The following is a 22,405-nucleotide window of genomic DNA, read 5'->3' as shown; positions in this document are numbered from 1 at the left end:
GTCAAGCAGTTTCGGCAGGAGCCACCTCTGGAGGATTCTCGGCTCGGTCCGAAGGTCGCTTGAGCTCCTTGAGCATGTACCAGGTGGTCAAGGCGATGTAGCCGCCCCAGATGACGACCGGCAGGTAGAAGGCCAGCAATCCGTGATAGGCGAACGGTCCACTCTTGAAGAAGGCCGGCCCCGCCGCGAAGAACACCGTGAAGGCTCCCGCAATCGTCAGCCACGTCAGCCAGCGCGGGATCATCGGTTCAGGTCGGTCGTCCAACAGTTCAACCGCGGCGGTTGCGAACATCTCGAGTGCCAGGTAGATCCAGCCGAGCAAAAAGGCGAACCACGCCCAGTCGTACCAGGATTGGATCACGTCGGCTCCGGTCTCGGGTCGATATGCCGCTACGAGCCACGCGCAGGCATTCAAGAAGACGATCAACGAGATGAAGACACCGCACACCGCCATGGTGAATGACCACAGTGGCCAGCGGCCCTCGATCTTCGCCAGCATGATGCCCATCGCAATAGACCCGGGCGTGAGTATCCCCGCGGCGATATAGAACAGCGTGCATCCGATGATCACGCCCGAGTGGTGCGTCTCGGTGAACCACACTTTGGTGGCTTCGAGACCGAGATCCGCACGGGCCGGCATCCAGAAATGAGCGATGCCGAGCCAGCCAATGGCCGTGAGCGCCACGAAGATCCAGTTGCACCACAAGCCGATCTTCAAGGAGATCGGCCTTATTGATCTCTCCATGGTTAACCTCCTAGGACAAGTGGACCGGAAGGACTGAGTGAGTAATCCCTGCTGTTCGGCGCCAAACCGGGACGGATCTCGGCGCGACCCGCTTCCTTGGCCAACATCACTCCGACAATTCGTCGAGCGCGCAGGGCGGCCGCGTCCGCTTGAAACTCCACTCCGCCTCGCCATCCGTCGTAACCCGAGTGCTCGGACGCCATCTCCAGAATTGAGGCATCGCGTCGGGAAACTCCGTCCAGGAATGACCTCAGGCGGCCGGTCGCCTCATTGCTGTCAATGGCGTAGTTGCGCGATGACTGCATGAACACGTGGGTGGAGGTTTCCGTTTCGGGTGTGATGCCGTGGGTTCGTGTAGTGGTGTACACCGTGCCGTTCGGAGCCTCGATTTCCCAGTACTGGCGGTGTATTGCCGGTGTGACGAATGTGCCGCCCTCGCGGTGCTTGTACGGCGGGCCAGGGTCGAGTCCGGTCGCATCGGCCTGCCAACCAGCGAGGGGCAGTTCCGGCAAGATTCGGGTATAGGAGACAGTCGTCTCGCTGACCTCGACGTCGTTGAATGAACCCATGCTCTCAAGGCCCGGAGGCAGATCCCTCGCGTGCACGACGGGGGCGTAACTGAAGTCTAGATAGTGCTCGTGAACCATCAAGTAGTTGGCTTTCACGTGCCAGGCACTTGCGAATGTGGACCACGCCGGGTCATTTACCCATGGCATGCGTGGCGGTTGGCTGCCGGCAGCAGCGAACGGCTGTCCCAGCCAGATCCAGACAAACGGGGGCTCCTCGAGGACAGGAAATACGCGCACCTCCATCCCCGTCGGGACCCGAGGTTGGGCCGGGGTGTAGACACACTTGCCCGCAGTATCATATGTGCATCCGTGGTAGCCGCACACCAATCGATCTCCGTCCACACGACTGTGTGACAGCGGGAAAGCGCGGTGCGCACAACGGTTTTCGAATGCATGGACATCGCCGCTCACGCCGCGCCACAAGACGACATCCTTCCCGAGTAGTCGGCGCCCCAGCGGCGACTCCGTGATCTCGTCACACGTGGCTGCGACGTACCAGCATTTCTTGGGGTAGTTGCTAATCACAGGTCCAGCACCAGCCTTTCGGTGCGTGAGCGCGACACGCAGGGCAGCATGACCTCGCTGGCTTCTTTTTCAGCCTCCGAGAGCACCGAGTCGCGATGATCCGGACTACCCTCCAGCACTCGCGCCTCGCAAGTCCCGCAGACGCCTTCATAGCAGCTGGCCATGATCGGGATGTCGGCCTCCTCGAGGACCTCGAGGATTGACTTGTCCGCTGACACCTCCAAAGTCACCCCGGTGCGGTGGCACACCACCTCGAATTGCTCGAGAACTTCGGCGGCCTGCTCCGCAGTGGGCGCCTTGGCGGCGAACCGCTCGATATGAAGTGCCCCGGCAGGCCATGCAGCACAATGCTGTTCGACGGCAGAGAGCAGTGCCTCGGGCCCACAGCTGTAGACGAGCGTATTATCCTCGGGATCCTTGAGAAGAGATTCGAGATCGAGCAGACCCCGTTCGTCCTGCGGCCATACCGTCACACGCTCGGGGTATCGCTCGGCGAGCTCGTCGGCGAAGGCCATGGACGCCTTGGTCCGTCCGCCGTACAGCAACGTCCACTCGCTACCCGCGCGCTGCACGGCCTCGATCATCGCGAAAATGGGGGTGATGCCGATGCCCCCCGCGATAAAGCGGTAGGTCGACGCATCCACGAGCGGAAAGTGGTTGCGGGGACCTCGAACTCGCACAGTGGTTCCCTCTGCGAGGTTCTCGTGAACGTGCCGCGAGCCACCACGGCTGTTGGGATCCAGCAAGACGCCCACGCGCCAAACTCCCGCATCGCGAGGGTCGCCGCAGAGCGAGTATTGGCGCGTCAGGCCATCACTGAGCATCAGGTCGATATGCGCGCCCGGCTCCCACGCCGGCAGGTCTTGCGACTCCGGATGGGCCAGGTCCAGCACCGCCACGCCTTCTGCCGGTGTGCTCCGACGCCGCACAATCAGCTCAGTGGTGAACTCGTGGACGCTGGAGTTGGGCGTCGTGACGGCGGGCGCAGACATTGATCACATGCTCCAATCCGCGAGGTGGCCCAAAAATGGGGGGCGCACTACAGCGGCGTAGCCGGTGGTTGGGCAGTATCCGGCGGGGGCGGTAGGTAGATGGTCTTCAATTCTTGGAAAGCGTGCAGTCCCTCTGGACCCATTTCTCGCCCCATGCCGCTTTGCTTGATACCACCGAACGGGGCGACGGGATCGTTGACGTAGTGATTGACGCCGACAGTTCCCGACCGAACGCGGCGGGCGACGTCCGTGGCTCGTTCGGGATCCGACGACCACACGCTTCCCCCAAGGCCGTAGACACTGTCGTTGGCGATCGCGACAGCTTCGGCTTCGTCGGAGTAGGGAATCAGCGAAAGTACCGGACCGAAGATCTCTTCCCGCGAAATCGTCGCGTCGTTGTCCACGTCCGCGAAAATGGTGGGTTCGAGGAACCAGCCTCGGTCAAATGGCCGCTTGCCGCCGGTGGTCATTCGACCGCCTTCACTCTTGCCCTTCTCGATGTAGCCTTCGACTCGCTCGCGCTGGCGCTTCGATACCAGCGGGCCGACCTTGGTGTCGGGATCGAGAGGATCGCCCACCTTCAAGGAGCGTGCCAAATCGGTGATGGTGTCGACGATTTCGGCATATCGGCTGCGTGGGGCCAGCACCCGGGTGTTCAGCCAACAGATCTGGCCGTTGTTGAGCAGGGTGACTCCGAAGAACTGCTCGATGGAGCCGGCCAGGTCGGCGTCGTCGAGCACGATCGCCGCAGACTTGCCGCCGAGTTCGAGGGTGACTGGCCGCAATAGCCGGCCGCACGCCTCGGCGATCCAGCGGCCGGCGGCCGAGGAGCCGGTGAACGACACCTTGTCGACGCCCGAGTGCTCGACGAGGTAGGCGCCGACTTCACGACCGCCGGGAACGACGTTGACGACACCGTCGGGTATGCCGGCTGCGGCCGCGGCCTCTGCCATGAGGAACGCGTCGAGTACTGTCTCCTCGGCCGGTTTCAGGACCAACGTACATCCGGCGGCCAACGCCGGTGCGATCTTGAGGAACGAAATCGCTTGCGGAACGTTCCAGGGCACGATTGCACCGACGACGCCAACGGGATGCTTGGACACCAGCGTTGTGCCGCCGAACATGCCGGGGCGCGATTCCTCTTCCGGTGCACTGGTCATCAGGTCGCTGTAATAGCGGGTGAGAACCGCGGGAAAGACGGCCTCGAACTGGTGGCCGAGCCAGATCGGCATCCCGTTCTGCATCGACACCCGGCGTGCCGTTTCCGCGCCGCGGGCCTCCAGCTCCGTCGCAAACCGTTCGAGAACGTCGGCGCGCTCCTTCGGATCCCAGTTCGCCCATCCATCGGGGGCGTCGAACGCCGCTCTAGCTGCGGCGACAGCGGCGTCGATATCGGCCTCGCTGCCGCGGGGCACCGATCCGATCCGCTCCTCGGTGGTCGGGGAGTGGACCTCGATGGTGTCGTGGCCGGTGGGCGCGGCCCACGTGCCGTTGATGTAGAGCTGAGGGTAATCAATGGTTGTCATTGGATTATCAGCCGTTCAGGAGACGGTAACTTTTGCAGGCAAGTGCTTGAGGCCGCCGACGAAATTCGTCTGCGTCACACTGCCGGGACCGGTGATTTCGATGGACTCCAGACGGGGCAGCAGTTGCTCGAACATCACCTTCAGTTCGAGCTTGGCGAGGTGTTGACCGACACAGGTGTGCGCCCCGAAGCCGAAACCGAGGTGGGGGTTCGGATTGCGGTCGATATCGAACTTGTCGGGATCGTCGAAGACCTCTTCGTCGCGGCAGCCCGACTGGAACAGCGGCATCAAGCGGTCGCCGGCCTTGATGGTCTGATCGCGCAGCGTGTAGTCCTGCTCCGCGCGGCGCATGAAGTGCTTGACCGGGGCGATGTACCGAAGACCCTCCTGAATCAGGTGGGGCACCAAACTTGTATCCGCTTTGACTCGGGCCAGCACGTCGGGGTTTTCAGCCAGCGCTTTGAGCGTGCCGGCCAGGGTTGCCGATGTGGTGTCGTGACCGGCGGTGAAGATCGCCGTGTACCACCCGTACACGAAGGTCTTCGGCCAGTACTCCCCGTCGGGCGTCTTGGCGCAGGCGACCACACTGGCGAGGTCCTCGCGAGGGTTGGCGCGACGGTCTTCGACCAGCGTGTCGAAGTAGGCGAAGAAGTCTTGGATCGTGGCCGCGAACTGTTGGGCCATTGCCTCCGGGGTCATCGCCTCGAGGTCCTCGCGCTGATGCTCCGGATCGCCGGCGCCGAAGAACTCCTGGGTGAGAACCATCATCCTCGGCTCATCCTCCGGCGGAACTCCCACCAGCGTCATCATCACGTGCAGCGGGAAACCCAGGGCCCAGTCATCGAGCAGGTCGATCTCTCCGCGCTCGGAGAGCTTCTTGAGGTGATCGATCGACTCGTCGGCGAGGTCGCGGATCTGATCTTCCCATTTCTTGAGCTGCGGCGGCTTGAACCAGTTGAACGCCATGTTCTTGGCCTGCGTGTGCTCGGGCGGATCGATGTACGGCAAGGCGTCAAGTATGCGCAGGCTGCCACCCAGGAGGCTCTTGGTGAATTCGTCACCGGCGGTGTTCTGCAGGATCGGATTGTGCGAGCCGGGGTTTTCGGGGCCACCGCCCGCGCTGAAGACGTCCGGCTGACCCTCTACCTCCTGGATGTCGGCGTGCTTGCTGACCAGCCAGATCGGCGGGTAGCCCTCCACCACGGCCTTGCCGAGGGGCATGTTGTTCCGCAGCCACTTGTAGGCCTCGTAAAGCGCGACGAGGTCGGAGTGGCCCTCAGGGAGCACGATCCGGCGCGCGATGTGGTCGGGAAGGATCGCTGGCTCGGTGGGCTGGGTGGTCGTCACGGATTTCTTCTTTCTGCTGTATTGAATGACCGATATCGCGGGTCCACTAGGCGTCGTAGGTGGGCTGAGTCAAGTCTCATGGCGCGAGCCTTGATCCTGCGTCACCTTGAAGGGGGTTCATCGCTCCCGCGTTGGGGGTAGATCATCGTTCGACGGCGGGGTCGGGCAGCCCACATCAGTGATGAGACGGGTCAGCGACGTTATCAGGAGGACACGAAGTAGCCGAGTTCGAGAGAAGATCGGTCCCCGCGGGCTCGAGTGCCGGTCGCACAGGACGCTCACCGGTCGGGTGACTGCTCGCAGCCATTGGAGGGTCAGAACCCCTACTCCGGACAGCCTGCGTCTATCCATTGCTCGATGATGCTGATGGACTCCGCCGGTACGGGATCGAGGTACGCGGGCATCAGCAGCACCACGGCGCCGACTGGGGGCTCGTCCAGGTCCGAGCCAAAGGGTGCTTCGCCCTTCAACGACAACACGAGATTTGACTGCGCGCCATCGCCCAAAGTCACGAGTTTGCGCCCACCTACTTTCATTTCGATGAAGCGGTCCCGCGTAACGCCACGCCAGAAGGCGCCGTGGGAAGCCACGTGGGCGTCTGGTCCGCCGACGGACTTGTCAAGGATTTCGACGACGTCCTTGAAGTTCATGATGCTTTCTCCTGCGTCCTCTGTGGTGATCTGCTCTGAACGGTTGTCCACTTCAGCCGACGCGCGCAATAGCAAGCACTTCTTCAAAGCCTTCTCGGAGGCATGTCGAGAAGACCGTTGCGTCAGCGATTACCTCCGGATCGTAATTGACAGCGATGCAACAGGTTCCGTCGTAGGACAACATCGTCACCATCGCTGGGATGCCGGGCCGGGGACCCATCGGATAGATGCGAGTGACCCGTGCACCCGCCAGATAGAGCGGACGACCGATCGCCCCGAGGTTCGACGCCTGCAGGTCGGATAGACTGGTCATCCCACCGGCGATTGCGGTGAGCGCGATCTCTGGCAGGCGGCTCAGTACCGGCGCGAGCAGGTCGAGAAATCCGAGCGCCGGCTCTGTGCGCGCTTCGAGGATGAAGCGGCGGATGATCCCGATCCGCTTCGTGGGATCCGGTTCGCCGACCGGCGCCACGAACCGTGCGCCGGCGAACTTGTTGGCACCCATCGGGTCGGCGTCGGTACGAAGGCTGACCGGTATCGCCATCGGTATGGAATCGACTGTGAGGGAGAGCGTTTCGTGGTAGCGCCGAATCCCGCCGAGCACTCCGGCCAGGAATGCGTCATTCACCGAACCACCAGCAGCCTTCCCGGCGGATTTCAGGTCGTCGAACGGTACGTCGAATGTGTCGAGCCGGTAACTGGATCCGCCCCCGGTCAGCGCGGGGGAGTGCGGCGTGTCCGGCGGCATGAGCACTCGACGTAGCGACATCGCGAACTTGACGGCCTCGCTTGTCGTTCCAACAGGGTCGCCCGCGAAGCGACTGGCGACCGAGAGCGCTTCGCGCACAACGTCGGCGGGAGTGTTGACGGCCTTGGCGGCGAGGCGGTTCACCAGCAGGCTCTCGGGCGACTCCTGGGGTCGCGGCTTGGGCATTGGCCTTGCGTCGGAGGGACCGGGTTCCCGACTGTGCCCGTGCGCCAGGTCCAACAGCTGCAGCAGACCGATTCCGTCACTCAGGCTGTGGTGAGGTTTGAAGAGGTAGGCGGCCCGGCCGCCGGTCACGCCGAGCACGAGCATGGCCTCCCAGGCGGGACGCTCGGGATCCAGCGGACGCACGGCGAACTGGGCTGCCAGGGCGTGCAGCTCAGCCATCGAGCCGTCACCCGGCAGCCGAACCCTCTGCAGGTGATAGTCCAGGTCGAAATGTGGGTCTGGGGACCACGCCGGCGCAACCACCGGCAGCGGTGGCTCGACGACGCGTTCGCGCAGCCGCGGGACCCTTTGGGTGAACCGGTCGTGGGCGTCGACCAGCCGGTCCCAATCCGGCTCTTGGTCGAGCAACTCGATCATCACTCCGGTTGACCGGGTGCGGTGGTCACCACCGGTGCGCCACATCAGCGCCTCCCAGGCGCTGAGGTCTTGTCCTCCGCCCCATGAGGCAAGCTTGTCGTCGTCGGTGCTAGGCATCGCGGTCAATACTCTCGGTCGACATCGCCGCGTGGTCTACTTCAGCGGTCACCTCCAGGATCAGTTCGGCCACCCGCGCTGGGTCGTCGGACATCGGGACGTGCCCGACGCCGCGAAGGCGGATCAACTCGGCCCCGGGTAGCCGCTCGAGCATCGGCGAGCCGAAATGCTTGAACGGCAGCACACGATCGCGGTCGGCCCACACCAACCTGACGGGGTAGTCCCTGTCGACGGGCAGGGGGTCGACCGGGTTCAGGTGAAGTACCTGCAGCAGCGGCTCCACGACCGGTGACTGACCGCTGGCATGGATGTAGGTCACCAACGATTCCCGCGTCACGTGGTGAGGATGCGCCACCTGGCCCGCCAGCAGCGCCCAGCGCAGCAGGCGACGCTCGACGATCGATTCGGCCCGATGCGAATAACGAGCCAGCGCGCCGAGGGAAAACCTGACACCGACGGTCTGCACTTTGATGCGGCGAGGCGATCGCCAGGCCCCGGCCGGGCTGAGGAGCACCAGTGATTGGGCCCGACCGCGTCGGGCGAGCTCGATTCCGATCCACCCGCCGAGGGAGTTACCGGCGATGTGCACCTTCTGCAGGCCCAGCTTGTCGAGCTCGTCTTCGAGGGCATCAACTAGGGCCTGAAGTGACGGCATCACCCCCGGGTCCAATGATGGCCCGCCGCCATGGCCCGCAAGGGTCGGCACGATGACGTCGTGGTGTGGCTCCAGATAGGGCACGACGGGCGACCAGGCCCGCCAAATGGCGCCGATGCCGTGCAGCAACAGCAGCGGCGTCCCTGTTCCGCCCCGGTGGCTCGGCGTCAGCTCGAGCGCGGAGGTTACAGCGCGCGGATTGGGGGCGCGGCGCTGCGCGAAATGAGCCGCCGTGGCGACGGCGCTGCCGGCCAGGAGCGCCGTGGCCACGGCGGTTGCCTGTCCCCTTCGCTTATCGGTCATCGATGTTGTCCGAACGTTGTTCAAGGAGTGAGTACGGCCTTGAGGACCTCCCCGCGGTGCTGGGCCTCCACCGCCTCATTGATTTGAGCCAGCGGCATAGTGGTGATCAGCTTGTCGAACGGGAATTTCCCCTGGCTGTGCAGATCGAGCAGATAGGGGATGAACGTCTGCGGGTTGGAGTCGCCTTCGACGATGCCCCGGATGGTCAGGCCAAGCATGGGCGGTTGAAACAAGCCGATCGTGAAGGCGGCCTGCGGATCGGCGGGCACGCCGAGCAACCCGAGGGCGCCTCTCATCCCGAGCGCGGCCAGTAGCTGTTCCACGACGGGAACGATCGCGGTGGTGTCGACCGCGTAATCGGCGCCCGCGGGCAAGATCTCACGGATCTGTTCGGACAGCGGGCCGGCCTTCGGGTCGATGACGTGGGTGGCGCCCAGTTCGGTGGCCAGCTTGCGCCTGCTCTCGAGCAGATCGACCGCGATGATCGACGATGCCTCACGCACTACGGCGGCCATCACAGCGGACAAACCGACTCCACCGGCGCCGGCGACGACCACCGTCGATCCTGGCTGGACGGCGAGTGAGTTCATCACCGCGCCGGCCCCCGTCTGGACGCCGCAGCCAAGCGGTCCCGCGAGCTCGACCGGGGTGCCCGGCGGAAGCTTGACCACATTGCGCTCGTGAGCCAGCGCGTGCGTCGCCAACGATGACTGTCCGAAGAAGTTGCTGCCCAATTTGGTTCCGGCAGAGGCTAACCCAGACGATCCGTCTGGGCGTGTACCGCCGAAGTTGTATTCGAGAAAGCCGTGGCAGTACGCCGGTTCACCCTTCAAGCAATGAGGGCACGCCTCGCAGCTGTTGAAGCTGATCGCAACCTGATCACCCACAGCGACGGACTTTACGTCGGCGCCCACCTCTACCACGGTGCCACTGCCTTCATGGCCCAGGACGCCTGGAAGCGGGAACGGCATGTGTCCGTGCTGGACTGCGATATCGGTGTGGCAGAGGCCGGCTCCGGCGATCTGCACAAGCACTTCGTCGGGTGCCGGGTCGTCGATGTCGACATCAACGACGGTGAACGGCGCGCCCACTTCCTGCACGACCGCGGCTGAGATTTGCATCCGCTTCCCTTCCTTTGCTGCGGCGTCGGCGCACGGCGGTTCCGGTGTGGACGCGGCAATCCGGTCTCGGGATCAGCAGTGATCCCGCGTTGCGAGTGTCGCTGACCGACCGCACCACTCGCGTCACCACATCGGGCGGTTATCCACCCCGCAGCAGAGGTATTTCGTCCGGAACACTCTTGGCGACGCCAGGTCGCCTCTCCATAGTGGGAGAGTCAGAACTCAAGGTGACGGACGCAAGCTACCCGCCCGGCACCGCGTGCGCCTTCGTCAGAAGCCAGGCGAGCGGCGCGGCGCCGGGTCAGGGCTGTCGGATCGACCGGAGAAGAAGTGCCCCCATCCGACTACGGGAGGCGAATCGAGATGACGCGTGCTGCGCCGCCGGTGATTGCGGTCGACGACGTCATCGCCGAGATCAACGCCGGACCAGACGGTCCGAAGGTCGCGGCGTTCTTCGACTTTGACGGAACACTCATCCAGGGGTACTCAGCCAATGCCCTCATTGTGCATCGCGCCCGCAATCTCGAGTTGGGACCCGACGAGTTCGTCCGCACGATGCTTGCGGTGCTCAGCGGCCCGCTCGACGAGGCCGCCTTCCAGGATCTGATGCTGCAGGGGATCCGGGGCTGGGTGGGTCGCACCGATGACGAGCTGATGGAGCTGGGTGAGCAACTGTTTGCCCAGGAAATCGCGGGAGCGCTCTTCTACGGGACATGGCGTCTGGTGCGCGCTCATCAAAAGAAGGGCCACACCGTCGTCATTGCGACGTCTGCGACACGGATGCAGGTTCAGCCCATGGCCCAGGAATTGGGTATCGACCATGTGTTGTGCACAGAGCTCGAGACTGAGAACGGAGTTGTTACCGGGGGGATTGTAGGACGCCCGCCGTGGCACGAGGGCAAGGCCGCGGCGGTCCGGGAATTCGCCAGACGACACCGCATTCCGCTGAAGAACTGCCACGCGTACGCCAATGGCCATGAGGATGTGCCGTTTCTGGACGCGGTCGGGTACCCGCACCCGGTTAACCCCGGATCGGAACTGGCCCGCCACGCCGGCGAGCAGGCGTGGTCGGTCGTGCGGTTCCGGAGCAAACGAAGCCAATTCCATCCCTTGGCGCTCGCGCGAACGACTGGGTTGTTCGGTGGCTTCGCCGCCGCCGTGGGTGTGGGTGCGGTCGCCGGGGTGCTGACCCAAGATCGTCGCGGCGGAGTGGATACCGCGACGTCGTTGTTCGGCCGTCTCGGTGGGCAACTGGCCAATATCCGGTTCAAGATCAGCGGTGAGGAGAACACGACGCGCCGTCCCGCCGTGTTCTTCATCAACCATCAGAGCACCCTGATCGACATGCTGGTCACCACGCGCGTCGTGCAACGCGGTTTTACCGTCGTGGCGAAGGCGGAAGTGAAGCAGGTGCCCGTACTTGGACAGCTGTTCTCCATGGCCGACGTCGCCTTCGTGGACCGCAGCAATACATCGAAGGCCGTCTCGGCGTTGCAGCCCGCAGTCGACAGGCTGCGCAACGGCGTGTCGATCGTGATGTCGCCCGAAGGAACCCGGTCGTTCAGTCCGAAAGTCGGGGCCTTCAAGAAGGGCGGCTTCCACATGGCCCGCGACGCGCAGGTCCCGATCGTTCCAGTCGTCATCCGCAACGCCGGCGAAATCATGTGGCGCAACGCCAAGGTGGCCCAGGAAGGCACGATCGAAGTGGTCGTCCACGAACCGCTTCCGACAGAGAACTGGACCAAGGCGGATCTCGACGCGTGGGTGCCGCGGATGCGTCAGCTCTACGTAGACACCCTCGACGACTGGCCGGGAACAGTCGCAGGAAAGAAGTGGTCCGAGGCGATCGCTGAGGCAGCGTCTGCGGTGCGGAAGTGACGGTCCTGCAGGATCGGCTCGCCCGGCTGCTGCGCCCGACCGGCGCAACGGCCACGATCTCGCGGTCAGCGGACAGTGCAGAGGTCGCTGAACTCCTTACATCCCATGAATTTCTGAACGCCACAGCGATATTGGCGTCGCAGCTGGGCCGCGATGTGAAAGACGTACAGGCCGAGGCGGCTCTCTACGTGCGCGAGATGGCTGTTTCCCACGTCCCTGCGGTTGTGCGCGTATGGCACGCGTTGTCTGCGTGGATGGTCCGCGGATTTCAGGTGGTCATCGATGACGACGAACTGGCGAACCTGCGGGCACTCGACCGCGACCACGCCCTGATCTTCTTGATCTCGCACCGCTCCTACCTGGACCAGTTCTCGTTCCCACCACGACTGGTCCAGGGAGGCATCACGCCGACGTTCGGACTGGCCGGCGCCAACCTGAACTTCTTCCCGCTGGGTACCTTTGCGCGACGTAACGGGTTCATTCCGGTGCGGCGGGCAACGGGCGATATCCCCGCGTACCGGGTGGCCCTGCGGGCAGTCGTAGGAAGGATGGTGTCCACCGGACGCAACCTGGTGTGGTCGATCGAGGGCGGCCGGACACGCACCGGCAAACTTCGGCCACCGCGCTACGGGCTGCTGAAGTACGTCACCGATGCGGTCGAATCCGTCCAGTCGGAGAAGACACTCGCGGTTCCGGTGTCGATCCTGTTCGACCAACTGCCGCTTCATGAAGTCAAGCTGATGGTCGAGGAATCGCGCGGCCTTCCCAAGCGGCCAGAGAACGCGCGCTGGCTGTTCAGTTACGCGCGTGGCCTGCGGCATCGCCTGGGGCGCATCTACATCAACTTCGGCGCGCCGGTGCCGCTGTATGAGCGGATGGTCGCACTGCGCGACGAAGGCTTGAATGATCGTCAGGTGGTCGAGCGCCTCGCGCTGGACATCTGCCATCGCCTCAACCAGACCACTCCGGTGACTGCCACTGCCGCCGTGTGCGTGGCGATGCTCGGCGAAGACCGAGCCCTGACCCTCGACGAGGTGTGCGCCACCGTTGCGCCGCTGGCGCGCTACTTGAAAGCCCGCGGTTGGCCCGTCGCCGGGGGCGCGGACCTCACCGACCGTGCCACGGTGTCGCAAACGCTGCACGACTTGGTCGGCTCTGGAGTGTTGACCTGCTACTCCGAAGGGCCGACCACGGTGTGGGGGATCGGCGACGACCAGCACCTGATCGTCGCGGTCTACCGCAACAGCGCAATCCATGTGCTGGTGATGAGGGCGATCGCCGAGATAGCCTTGCTGGCGATCGTGCAAACCCCGGGAGCCACCAAGCGCACAGGGTGGGAGAAGGCGCTGGCGGTCCGCGAACTTCTCAAGTTCGATTTCTTCTTCGCGGGCCGCGACGAGTTCGCCGACGAGCTGTGGCGTGAGTTCGCGATCATGACCGGACGTGATCAGGATCCGAACGCACCGGTCGATGTCGAGGAGGCAACCCGGAGTCTGGGCGAAAGCGAACTGATGGTGGCACATCTGGTGCTCAGACCGTTTGTCGACGCCTACCGGGTGGTGGCAGCGGAACTGGTGAACCTGGGTTGTTCCGGTCCCGGCATCGACGAGCAGGAACTGCTCACGCGGTGTCTCCGGCTGGGTCGCCAGTGGTCGCTGCAGCACCGCATCACCGAGGAGTCGGTGTCAGGGGAAATGTTCGCGACTGCACTGAAGATGGCGCGCCACCGCGGTCTGCTGGACTCCGACGCGTCCGCAGCCGAGATCGCAGATCGTCGGGCCGCCCTTGAAACCGAGCTGGATGGTCTGCAGCGGTCGATCGATGAGTTGGCCCGTATGCGTCGAAATTCCGTGCAAGTGTGAGGCAGGCCACGATGATCGTCGATCCAGACACTTTATTGCTTTGGTAATATGGTAAGACCATAATGGCCCGATGGGCGAATCACTGGCTTTCAATGAAGAGAGGCAACCGATGACCGAGTTCACCGACATCACCTACGAGGTCGACAACGGCCTTGCCTGGATCACGATCAACAGGCCCGAGCGTTACAACGCCTTTCGCGCGCGCACGCTCGACGAGCTGATCCGGGCGTTCAAATTGGCCTGGGGGAGTTCCGACGTCGGCGTGATTTGCCTGACCGGAGCCGGCGAGAAGGCGTTCTGTACGGGTGGCGATCAGAAGCAGCGCGCAGAGACCGGCGACTACGGACCGTCGGAAACCGGCCTGTTCGAGGTGGATACCTTGCATCGGGTCATCCGCGACGTGCCGAAGCCCGTCATTGCCGCAGTGAACGGCTTCGCGATCGGTGGCGGCCATGTCCTTCACGTGCTTTGCGATCTGACGATTGCCGCGGACACCGCGGTGTTCGGCCAGAACGGCCCGCGGGTCGGTTCATTCGACGCAGGCTTCGGCACCGGCTTTCTGGCCCGGGTGGTCGGTGAGAAGCGAGCCCGCGAGATCTGGTTCCTGTGTCGCCGCTACTCGGCGGAGCAGGCAGCCGAGTGGGGGCTCGTCAACAAGGTGGTTCCCGCGGCCGAACTCAAGTCCGAGGTGCGGGCGTGGGCCGATGAGATCCTGATGCTTTCGCCAACGGCGTTGAAGATCCTGAAGCAGTCGTTCAACACCGATACCGAACAGTTCGCGTCGGTAGGGCAGATGGCTTACTCGAGTTTGAAAATGTTCGGCGAGACTCCGGAAGCGCAAGAGGGCGTCAGCGCGTTCAACGAAAAGCGCGTGCCCGAGTTCGCCGCCTACCGAGGCAATTAGCAGGGATGGCAATGCGATGTTCGACGGAGAACAGAGTGGGTTGGCGCGCGCCGGGCGCGAGATGTCGCCCGCGCCGATCGTCATTTGTTTTGTCGCCGTGTATGTCGGATTAGCCACGGCGTTGACCGGTTTCGTGCTCGATACCGCTGTGTTGATCGTTGCCGGCGGGCTACTCGTCGGCTCCGCTTCGATGCTGGCCAATCTGGCAACAAGGGTGACGAACCGATATGCGCCGCAGATCGATGTCTACGAGAAAGGTGAGCAATGCGCGTCATCGCATCCATTGCCGAGGCCGTTGCCGCCGTCGGCCAGGAGCTCGGCGTTTCCGACTGGATCGCGGTTGAGCAGGATCGCATCGATGCGTTTGCCGACGCCACTGGAGACCATCAGTGGATCCATGTCGACGTCGAGCGGGCCGAAAGCGAAAGTCCTTACGGCACAACCATTGCTCACGGGTTCTTGACGCTGTCTCTGATCCCTGGATTGAGCAAGGACAATTATCGCGTCGACAACACCAAGATGGGGATCAACTACGGGCTCAACAAGGTGAGGTTCCTTGCGCCCGTTCCGGCGGGCAGTCGCGTTCGACTTCGGTCCGAGCTCGTCGATGCACGGAAGGTGGACGACTCCACGGTCGATCTGACCGTGCGCCAGACGGTTGAGCTTGACGGGTCAGACAAGCCGGCAGCGGTTGCCGAGGTCATCGCGCGGATGGTTTTCTGATGTTCGTTTCCGAAGTAGTCGTGAGCGCGTAAGCTCGGCCTCTGACGGTTCCAGGACCGGCGCGTGACGAGGGAGGCGAATGATGCGCTTCGCTGCCGTGGTTCTGCTGGCCTTGAGCATCGTGGGATTGATCATCGCGCTGTTCACCGGTGGCCCCACAGCAAGTACCCCGAGGCACGGCGTCTTTGGAATTTCCGGGCTAGATGGCGCTTTCATCGCATGGGTGTGCGTCGGCATGTGTGCGATCGGTCTGGTCTTGCTGTTTATTGATGCGCGCTGGGAGCGTCGCCGTCCTTCTCAGCCCGATGAAGAGGTCCACTCTGCAGGCGACGAGCTGTTCGGTGAACACGACGTGGAACGCGACCTGGCGCGAGACACCTGACGCTCTCCGTGTCCGAGCACGGGCGGGGTGTGGCGACCGAGGCGCCGGTAAACCTCAACCGGTACATTGGGTCTTACCTTTAGGCCGTTATGTATCGGAGGAGCGATGGAACCCGTCGAGTCGACTAAGGCCCCGGCCAGGTCGAACCTCCTGCTCAAACCGGTCGATGTGCCCAAGGCGTCCGACGTACTGGCCCGCGAACTACGTGAACGAATCCTGTCCGGCGAGTTGGTCGAGGGTACGCCGCTTCCGGCGGAACGAGAGCTCGTCAAGCAGACACAAATGAGCCGCGCGACGGTGCGCGAGGCACTACGCATCCTTGAAGTTCAGAACCTGGTCCGTGTCAGGGCGGGCCGAGCCGGCGGCGCCTTCGTCCAGCGCCCTACTACGAAAGCGATGGCTAATTCGGTGAGCCTGCTCATCCGCGGCCAGCGGATCAAGCTGGCTGATCTGATGGAGACCCGCGAAGCCATTGAGCCGTTCTGCGCCGAGCTTGCCGCGCGCAACCGCACCGACGACGATCTTGCGGTGCTCGACAAGGCGAACAGGGACATCGCCGAACCCGACGCCGACCTGCCGGCATTCCTGCAGGCCAACCTCGACTGGCATGTCGGCGTGGCGAAGGCTGGGCACAACGAGTTGTTGATTGGGTTCATGATCGCGTTGTCGCATGCCATTTATGCCGGAACCGACAACGCCGCTTTCGTCAGCGACGAGGTCCGAGCCGTCACCCAGCGCGCGCATAAGTCGATCACGACCGCGATCCGCAGCGGCGATGCCGAGGCGGCTGCACGCCGCATGCGCAATCATGTGCACAGCTACGCCAAGGCTGCGTTGGCCATGGACGCGCGTGACGCGATCAGCGTCGACGACTGATTCAGGCATGAGATAGGACGGGTGGTCGCTCGTCGGGTTTGCCATCGGCCGGCTAGACATCAACGGACGTTTTCTCCTCAGCTGCGACAAGGCGGCGGATTTCGCCGAGAGCGTCGGGATTCTCGGCGCCGGAGAGGTCCCCGGGGTCAGTGCCGAGTGCCGCGGCCCTGATCGCCCGCCGCATGATCTTGGCCGAGCGTGTCTTGGGTAGTGCGGTCACCCGCCACACGCGCGACGGGGTGAACGGTTTACCCAGTTCGTGTCCGACCAGTGCCGCCAGCTCACCGCTCACCCGATCAGCAGCCGCCGGGTCGAGTTCGGCTCCTCCGTCGGATCGCGGAACCCAAAAGGCCCACACTGCCTCACCTTTGACGGTATCGGGTACTCCAACAGCGGCTGCCTCCGCAACCTGTGGGTGGGTGATCATCACCGATTCCACTTCGGCGGGCGCCAACCGCTTGCCGGCCACGTTCATCACATCGTCGGATCGCCCGCGGATGAACCATTGTCCGTCGTCGTCGACCATCGCGAAGTCGCCGTGCGTCCAGATACCCGGGAAACGTGACCAATAGGCTTGCAGGTAGCGTTCGTCGTCCTTCCAGACCCCGCGCGTCATTGATGGCCACGGCTGGCGGCAAACCAGTTCGCCGACCTGCCCCCGGACGGAGTGACCGTTGTCGTCGACCACGTCGACGTCCATCCCGAGCGATGGACCGCCCAGCGAGCAACTGCGGATTGGTTCGACCGGGTACGGCGCCAGAAACGATCCGCCGACTTCGGTGCCGCCGGAGAAGTTGATGACCGGGACCCGCCCGCCGAACACGTCTTGGGCCAGCCATTTGTAAGACTCGGGGTCCCACGGTTCGCCCGTAGAGCCCACCACGTGCACTGACGACACATCGGGCAGTTGATCGAGTTCAGCGGTCCGCAAAGCGCGTACCAGGGTGGGTGACACGCCGAGCATCGTGACCCGGTGGCGCTCGACCAGCTGCCACAGGCGATGGATGTCGGGTCGGTCAGGTGAGCCTTCGTAGAGCAACAGTGTGGCACCGTTGGCGTGCGTGCCGAATACCGATAACGGGCCCATGATCCAGCCCATGTCGGTGACCCAACAGAACACCCCGCCGGGTTTGACATCGAATGAGTAGGCGACTTCACTGGCCGTCTTCACTAGAAAGCCGGCGTGAGTGTGCACCGCCCCCTTGGGTTTACCGGTGGTGCCCGATGTGTAGGCCAACAGCAGCGGATGCATGGCCTTCACTTCGACCGGCTCCAGCGGGGCATAGCGGTTGATCAGCTGTGACCACAAAACCATACGCGCGCCTACGTATTGGGGAGGACCGACTCGCCCATCTTCGGATCCGTTGGGCACCGAAATCACGTGCTGCACGGTCGGGCAGTGCGGCAGCGCCTCACTGATCTGTGGCAGCAGTGGCACCGAGCGTCCACGACGGGTGGTCACGTCGGCGACGATGACTGCTTTGGCTTCGGCGTCGGCCAGCCTGGACGCGATCGCCGAGGAAGCAAAGCCAGAAAACAGCGGCACCAAGATGGCTCCGAGAGCTGCGACCGCGTAACACGCGACGACGGCCTCGGGGATCATCGGGAGATACATTGCAACCGCATCGCCGCGACCAATTCCCAACTGGCGCAGACCATTTGCGGCACAGGCGACTTGGGTGGCCAGTTCGTCGAAGGAAATCTCTCGGACCCGACCGGCTTCGTCCTCATGGGAGACCGCGACGGTACTAGGCTGCGCCTCTTGCCATCGCAGAAGGCATGAATCGACGATGTTCATCGTGGCGCCGACGAACCAGTCAGGGTGCTCAATTCCGTTGTGCAGATCCAACACTCGGCTGTACGGAGTCCGGAAGCGCAGGCCCAGATCATTGGCGGCTGCGGCCCAGTACCACTCCGTATCCGCGACAGAGCGCGCCCGCAGCTCGTCGATGCCGGCCAACCCGTGCGCGCGGGCCAGCCGCGTGACGTTGGCACCTTCGATGTAGTCGTCGGTCGGATTCCATTGGTATCCGGTCACGATGGCCTCAGCTCCTGGGCATGCCGAGAATGCGCTCGGCCACGATGTTGCGCTGGATGAACGTCGACCCACCGGCGATGGCGGTCCCGCGGGCCTGGTACGCCAGCCGCAGCCACCTCTGGTGGCTGGCCGATGGTGCGTCGGCCGAGTCCTTCTCGGCGAGTGGGAACTGCCCTGCCATCTCGTCGAGCTCCAATCCGAAGTCGGCGATATCTTCCACCAACGGACAGAAGTACAGCTTGCCGATAGAGGTCACCGGTCCCGGCGGTCCGTCTCCGGCCGCCCCGGTGATGACCCGCTGGCCGATCAGGTAGTGCACAAGGGCGCGGCCGTAAAGGTCCGCGATCCGTTGCCGCACCAGCGGATCGGCGCCCAACGGGGTGCCGCCGTCGGTGGTGCGGCTCGCGATGTCACGGATCAGGTCGTTGACCGCGCCGGTGGTGTTCACTCGTCCGGTGGCGATGGCTACCCGCTCGAACGCCAGGGTGGCCATCGCGACCTGCCAGCCTCCGTCGACATCGCCGAGGACACCGTCGTCGGGGATGAACACGTCGTCGAGGAACACTTCGTTGAACTCGGCCTCGCCCAGCATGTGTTCAAGTGGACGAACGTCGACGCCCGGGCTGTCCATCGGCAGCAGGAAGTACGTGATTCCCTTGTGCCGGGGACCGCCACCCGTGCGGGCGAGCAAGATCGCGTGGGCCGCGAGCTGGGCCCGGCTCGTCCAGATTTTCTGTCCCTGAATGCGCCAGCCGCCGTCCACCTTGGTGGCCGCCGTGCGCAATGACGCCAGGTCGGAGCCCGCCTCCGGTTCGGAGAACAGCTGGCACCAGATCTCGTCTCCCGTGAGGATCGGTTCGAGGTATCTCTCTCGCTGGGCTGGGGTGCCGAACTGGATGATCGTCGGGCCGGCGAAATCCTCGCCGACGATGTTCAGCCGCTCGGGTGCGCCGGCCCGATCGAGTTCCTCGCTGAACACCGCACGGATCTTGGCGTCCGCGCCTCCGCCGCCGTACTCCGTCGGCCACGACAGTCCGGCGTAGCCGGACTTCTTCAGTAGCCGTTGCCACACCCGCCAATAGTCGAGCTTGTCCTCCAAGACCGGCGGCTCAGCCCCCCCGAGTGTGGGTAGCGACTCTTCGAGCCAACGACGCGCCTTGGCGCGGAACTCCGCCTCGGCGGGACTGTCTTTCAAGTCCATCAGCGGGCACCCGAAACTTCCGGACTCTCGGCAGCTTCCTCGTGAATGCGCCGTTCGATGTCTTTGCGCAACTCGTGTTTGAGAACTTTTCCGGTCGCGGTCATCGGCAGGGCATCGACCGCGACTACGCGCTCGGGTGTCTTTTGGATCGGCATGCCCTTGTCGATGAGGAACTCGCGGAGGACGTCGACGGTCGGAGCATCGTGTCCTGACGCGGGGACGACATAGCAGCACACCCGCTCGCCGAGCCGCTCATCGGGCATGCCGACCACCGAGGACGCTTTCAGCGCAGGATGATGGGCCAGATGGTCCTCGATCTCGCGGACGCTGATGTTCATGCCGCCGCGAATGACGATGTCCTTGGTCCGGCCGGTCACCCGCACGTATCCGTCGTCGGTCATCTTGCCCAGATCACCGGACTTGGAGAACCCGTCCTCGGTGAACAGACCCTCGGTTTCCTCTGCGTTGGAGAGGTATTCGACCATGTGGGCGGGCCCTCGGTAGGCGATGTCGCCCTCAACCCCGCGGGGCACCTCGTTCCCATCCTCGCCCACGATCCTGACCTCCGCGCCGGGCATCGCTTTGCCGTCCGAGGTCAGGGCACGCGAAGTATCGTCAGTCACTGAACATGTGGTCGTGACGAGGTTTTCGCTGCGGCCGTACAGGCTGAGCACTTTGATGTTGGGCAAGGTTGCGCCCGCTCGCTCGACGACCGCGGCGGGAATCGGTGCGCCTGCACACGTCCACAATCGCAACGAGGACAGGTCATGGCGCTGCGGGTCGTACTCGGACAACAGCGTGTGCAGGAACGTCGGGGCCGTCACGGCAGCGGTGCAGCCGAAGCGCTGAATCTCCTCGATGCCGCGAGCTGGATCCCACTTGGCCATGACATGTGTCGCCGCCCCGGTCAGCATCGGCAGCAGCACGCTGGTGACCAGCCCGGTGGTGTGAGCTATTGGTGAGGGACCGAACTGGACGTCGGATTCGGTGTAGCCGAAGGGGCCGATCAGCGCACGAGAGCCCGCACCGTATGTGTTGAACGTGTGCACGCAGCCCTTCGGCCGGGATGTGGTCCCGGAGGTGTAGACGATAACGAACGGATCGTCAGAACCGGGTGGGTCGTTCAACTCTCGACCTGCGCTGTCGTCGTCGGATTCGACCTCGAGTTCCTGCAGGGTGAACACATCGGGGTCCGCGTCGACCACGTCCTGTGCGACGTCGTCGGGACGGGCGACGACAATCATCAGATCCGGATGCTCCTGACGCAGATCGAGATACATGTCCAGATAGCCGAATTTGCTGAAGTGTGCCGGGGCGAAGACCGTTCGAACTGCAGCGTTGGACAGCACATAGCTGACGTCGTCGCTCCGGTAGATCGGCATGATCGGGACCATGATCACCCCGAGTCGAGACAATGCGGCCAGTATCTGGATGAACTCGACCCAGTTGGGCAACTGGACGGCGGCGGTGTCGCCGCGGCGCAGGCCCTGCCGGTGCAGACCGACGGCCAGCCGCTGCCCGGCCTCGAAAAGCTCACGAAATGTCAGCGATCGCGTCCCGTCTGTGGCGAATACCTTGTCGGGATTGTCGTTGACTCGCCGGAGCAGCAGGTCATGGAATGTGTCCGTGGACCACATGCCTGTGCGGTAATACTCCTCGATCTGCTGCGGGCTGTAGCGGTCGGTGTACGGGCTCGGCTTCATCGCGTAATTCCTCGTTCTCGGGTCCGCCCTCCGGGACGCGTACGGAGGCGCCAATCCTCGAATCGTAGAATGGTCAGACCGAAACGGCAATCACTCGAAAGGGTGATAGGCCGGCCTCACGCATTGCGCCATTCCGGGGCGCGCTTCTCCTTGAAGGCCCGCACCCCTTCACTCAGATCGTGCGTGGTGAAGGCCAGGGCGAGTTGGGACTGCAGGTAGTCCAGTGCAGCGTCGAGTGGCAGGTCCCGGGTCGCGGCCATTGCCGCCTTGCCCATGCCCATCAACAAGGGTGATTTGGCCGCGATGTCGGCGACCCACTCGCGCAGCGCATCGTCGAAATCGGCGTCGGGCACCACCTTGTTCACCAGTCCCGCCGTGGCCGCCTCGGCTGCGCTGATGAGTCGACCGGTCATCATCAGTTCGTTGGCGACCAACCGTCCGGTGGCGCGGAAGATCAGCGCCGAGATCATGAACGGAAAGGCGCCGACATTGATCTCGGGGCAGCCCAACCGAATCGATTCCTTCGCGATGACGAGGTCGCACGCCAAGGCGATGCCCAGTGCACCGGCCAGCACGTCCCCGTTGGCGGCGCACACGACCGGTTTGCCGATCCCGGTGAGGGTGCGATAAAGGTTGGGGAAGCGAGCGATTCCGGCGTACTTTGCGATCGTCGGACGGTCGTCCGCGAACGCGTCGAGATTGCCGCCGGACGAGAAAACCCGCGGGTGTGAGGATGTGAGCACGACGACCCGGACCTCCGGATCGGCGGCTGCTCGATGCAATAGGGCATTCAACTGATCCAGCAAGGCGTCGGACAAGGCGTTGCGCCGGTCGGGATCGTTGAGTGTCAGATAGGCGACCAACCCGTCAACGTCGGGTTGGGCGGGCTCGACTCGGTAGTTGACGAGGGTGGTCGACTCGGTCACGGGTGCATCTC

The 22,405-nt window shown here is 63.9% G+C and carries 19 protein-coding genes and 1 pseudogene; 7 read left to right on the top strand and 13 right to left on the bottom strand.

From position 1 onward, the window contains the following. Window position 1: 1 nt before the first annotated feature. From H7J93_RS16970 to H7J93_RS16930, 9 genes are all read right to left on the bottom strand, one after another. Window positions 2–745 (bottom strand): hypothetical protein, encoded by a 744-nt coding sequence (locus tag H7J93_RS16970; RefSeq protein WP_267307471.1) that lies wholly within the window; start codon window positions 743–745, stop codon window positions 2–4. 2 nt (window positions 746–747) lie between these two features. Continuing rightward, the gene (locus H7J93_RS16965; protein WP_267307470.1) at window positions 748–1,839 is read right to left on the bottom strand and encodes a Rieske 2Fe-2S domain-containing protein; all 1,092 of its coding nucleotides are present in this window, start codon (window positions 1,837–1,839) and stop codon (window positions 748–750) included. Then, on the bottom strand, window positions 1,836–2,831 hold the full coding sequence (locus H7J93_RS16960; protein ID WP_267307469.1) for a PDR/VanB family oxidoreductase: 996 nt from the start codon (window positions 2,829–2,831) through the stop codon (window positions 1,836–1,838). Before H7J93_RS16960 ends, H7J93_RS16965 begins: the two co-directional genes overlap by 4 nt. A 47-nt stretch (window positions 2,832–2,878) precedes the next feature. After that, a complete protein-coding gene (locus tag H7J93_RS16955; protein ID WP_267307468.1) occupies window positions 2,879–4,357 on the bottom strand; it encodes an aldehyde dehydrogenase in 1,479 nt (492 codons plus the stop codon). A 15-nt stretch (window positions 4,358–4,372) separates the two neighbouring features. Further along, window positions 4,373–5,704, bottom strand: coding sequence for a cytochrome P450 (locus H7J93_RS16950; RefSeq protein WP_267307467.1), 1,332 nt, complete (start codon window positions 5,702–5,704; stop codon window positions 4,373–4,375). Between the two features lie 323 nt (window positions 5,705–6,027). Continuing rightward, window positions 6,028–6,354, bottom strand: a complete 327-nt coding sequence (locus tag H7J93_RS16945; RefSeq protein ID WP_267307466.1) for a hypothetical protein — start codon at window positions 6,352–6,354, stop codon at window positions 6,028–6,030. Window positions 6,355–6,406: 52 nt separating this feature from the next. Next, window positions 6,407–7,822, bottom strand: coding sequence for a wax ester/triacylglycerol synthase domain-containing protein (locus tag H7J93_RS16940; RefSeq protein ID WP_267307465.1), 1,416 nt, complete (start codon window positions 7,820–7,822; stop codon window positions 6,407–6,409). Continuing rightward, window positions 7,815–8,747, bottom strand: coding sequence for an alpha/beta fold hydrolase (locus H7J93_RS16935; protein WP_267307464.1), 933 nt, complete (start codon window positions 8,745–8,747; stop codon window positions 7,815–7,817). The genes H7J93_RS16940 and H7J93_RS16935 overlap by 8 nt, the downstream gene beginning before the upstream one ends. A 53-nt stretch (window positions 8,748–8,800) precedes the next feature. Further along, complete coding sequence (locus tag H7J93_RS16930; protein ID WP_267307463.1) at window positions 8,801–9,901, bottom strand: NAD(P)-dependent alcohol dehydrogenase; 1,101 nt, start codon at window positions 9,899–9,901, stop codon at window positions 8,801–8,803. Window positions 9,902–10,264: 363 nt separating this feature from the next. Between H7J93_RS16930 and H7J93_RS16925 the strand changes: the two genes are divergently transcribed. The 7 genes and pseudogenes from H7J93_RS16925 (at window position 10,265) to H7J93_RS16900 (ending at window position 16,526) form a co-directional block, all read left to right on the top strand. Next, window positions 10,265–11,779 carry an HAD-IB family hydrolase gene (locus H7J93_RS16925; RefSeq protein ID WP_267307462.1) on the top strand — a complete coding sequence of 505 codons (1,515 nt, stop codon included), beginning with the start codon at window positions 10,265–10,267 and terminating at the stop codon, window positions 11,777–11,779. Then, on the top strand, window positions 11,776–13,641 hold the full coding sequence (locus H7J93_RS16920) for a 1-acyl-sn-glycerol-3-phosphate acyltransferase (RefSeq protein WP_267307461.1): 1,866 nt from the start codon (window positions 11,776–11,778) through the stop codon (window positions 13,639–13,641). Before H7J93_RS16925 ends, H7J93_RS16920 begins: the two co-directional genes overlap by 4 nt. A 109-nt stretch (window positions 13,642–13,750) precedes the next feature. Then, window positions 13,751–14,545, top strand: a complete 795-nt coding sequence (locus H7J93_RS16915; RefSeq protein ID WP_267307460.1) for an enoyl-CoA hydratase-related protein — start codon at window positions 13,751–13,753, stop codon at window positions 14,543–14,545. A 16-nt stretch (window positions 14,546–14,561) separates the two neighbouring features. Continuing rightward, a pseudogene (locus H7J93_RS29445) lies at window positions 14,562–14,768 on the top strand (NAD(P)(+) transhydrogenase (Re/Si-specific) subunit beta); the annotation flags it as partial. A gap of 41 nt (window positions 14,769–14,809) precedes the next feature. After that, window positions 14,810–15,268 (top strand): MaoC family dehydratase, encoded by a 459-nt coding sequence (locus tag H7J93_RS16910; RefSeq protein WP_267307459.1) that lies wholly within the window; start codon window positions 14,810–14,812, stop codon window positions 15,266–15,268. Between the two features lie 82 nt (window positions 15,269–15,350). Beyond that, complete coding sequence (locus H7J93_RS16905) at window positions 15,351–15,650, top strand: hypothetical protein (protein WP_267307458.1); 300 nt, start codon at window positions 15,351–15,353, stop codon at window positions 15,648–15,650. Window positions 15,651–15,755: 105 nt separating this feature from the next. After that, complete coding sequence (locus H7J93_RS16900; RefSeq protein ID WP_267307457.1) at window positions 15,756–16,526, top strand: FadR/GntR family transcriptional regulator; 771 nt, start codon at window positions 15,756–15,758, stop codon at window positions 16,524–16,526. 52 nt (window positions 16,527–16,578) lie between these two features. On the opposite strand, the gene H7J93_RS16895 is transcribed toward H7J93_RS16900, so the two are convergent. From H7J93_RS16895 to H7J93_RS16880, 4 genes are all read right to left on the bottom strand, one after another. Next, window positions 16,579–18,564, bottom strand: coding sequence for an AMP-binding protein (locus H7J93_RS16895; RefSeq protein ID WP_267307456.1), 1,986 nt, complete (start codon window positions 18,562–18,564; stop codon window positions 16,579–16,581). A 7-nt stretch (window positions 18,565–18,571) separates the two neighbouring features. After that, a complete protein-coding gene (locus tag H7J93_RS16890) occupies window positions 18,572–19,765 on the bottom strand; it encodes an acyl-CoA dehydrogenase family protein (protein WP_267307455.1) in 1,194 nt (397 codons plus the stop codon). Next, window positions 19,765–21,468 (bottom strand): AMP-binding protein, encoded by a 1,704-nt coding sequence (locus H7J93_RS16885; RefSeq protein WP_267307454.1) that lies wholly within the window; start codon window positions 21,466–21,468, stop codon window positions 19,765–19,767. Before H7J93_RS16885 ends, H7J93_RS16890 begins: the two co-directional genes overlap by 1 nt. 116 nt (window positions 21,469–21,584) lie before the next feature. Then, window positions 21,585–22,394 (bottom strand): enoyl-CoA hydratase/isomerase family protein, encoded by an 810-nt coding sequence (locus H7J93_RS16880; RefSeq protein ID WP_267307453.1) that lies wholly within the window; start codon window positions 22,392–22,394, stop codon window positions 21,585–21,587. Window positions 22,395–22,405: the final 11 nt, after the last annotated feature.

This window comes from Mycobacterium barrassiae (assembly GCF_025822765.1).
Taxonomy (GTDB): domain Bacteria; phylum Actinomycetota; class Actinomycetes; order Mycobacteriales; family Mycobacteriaceae; genus Mycobacterium; species Mycobacterium barrassiae.
This window is presented reverse-complemented; position numbering and strand designations above follow the sequence as displayed.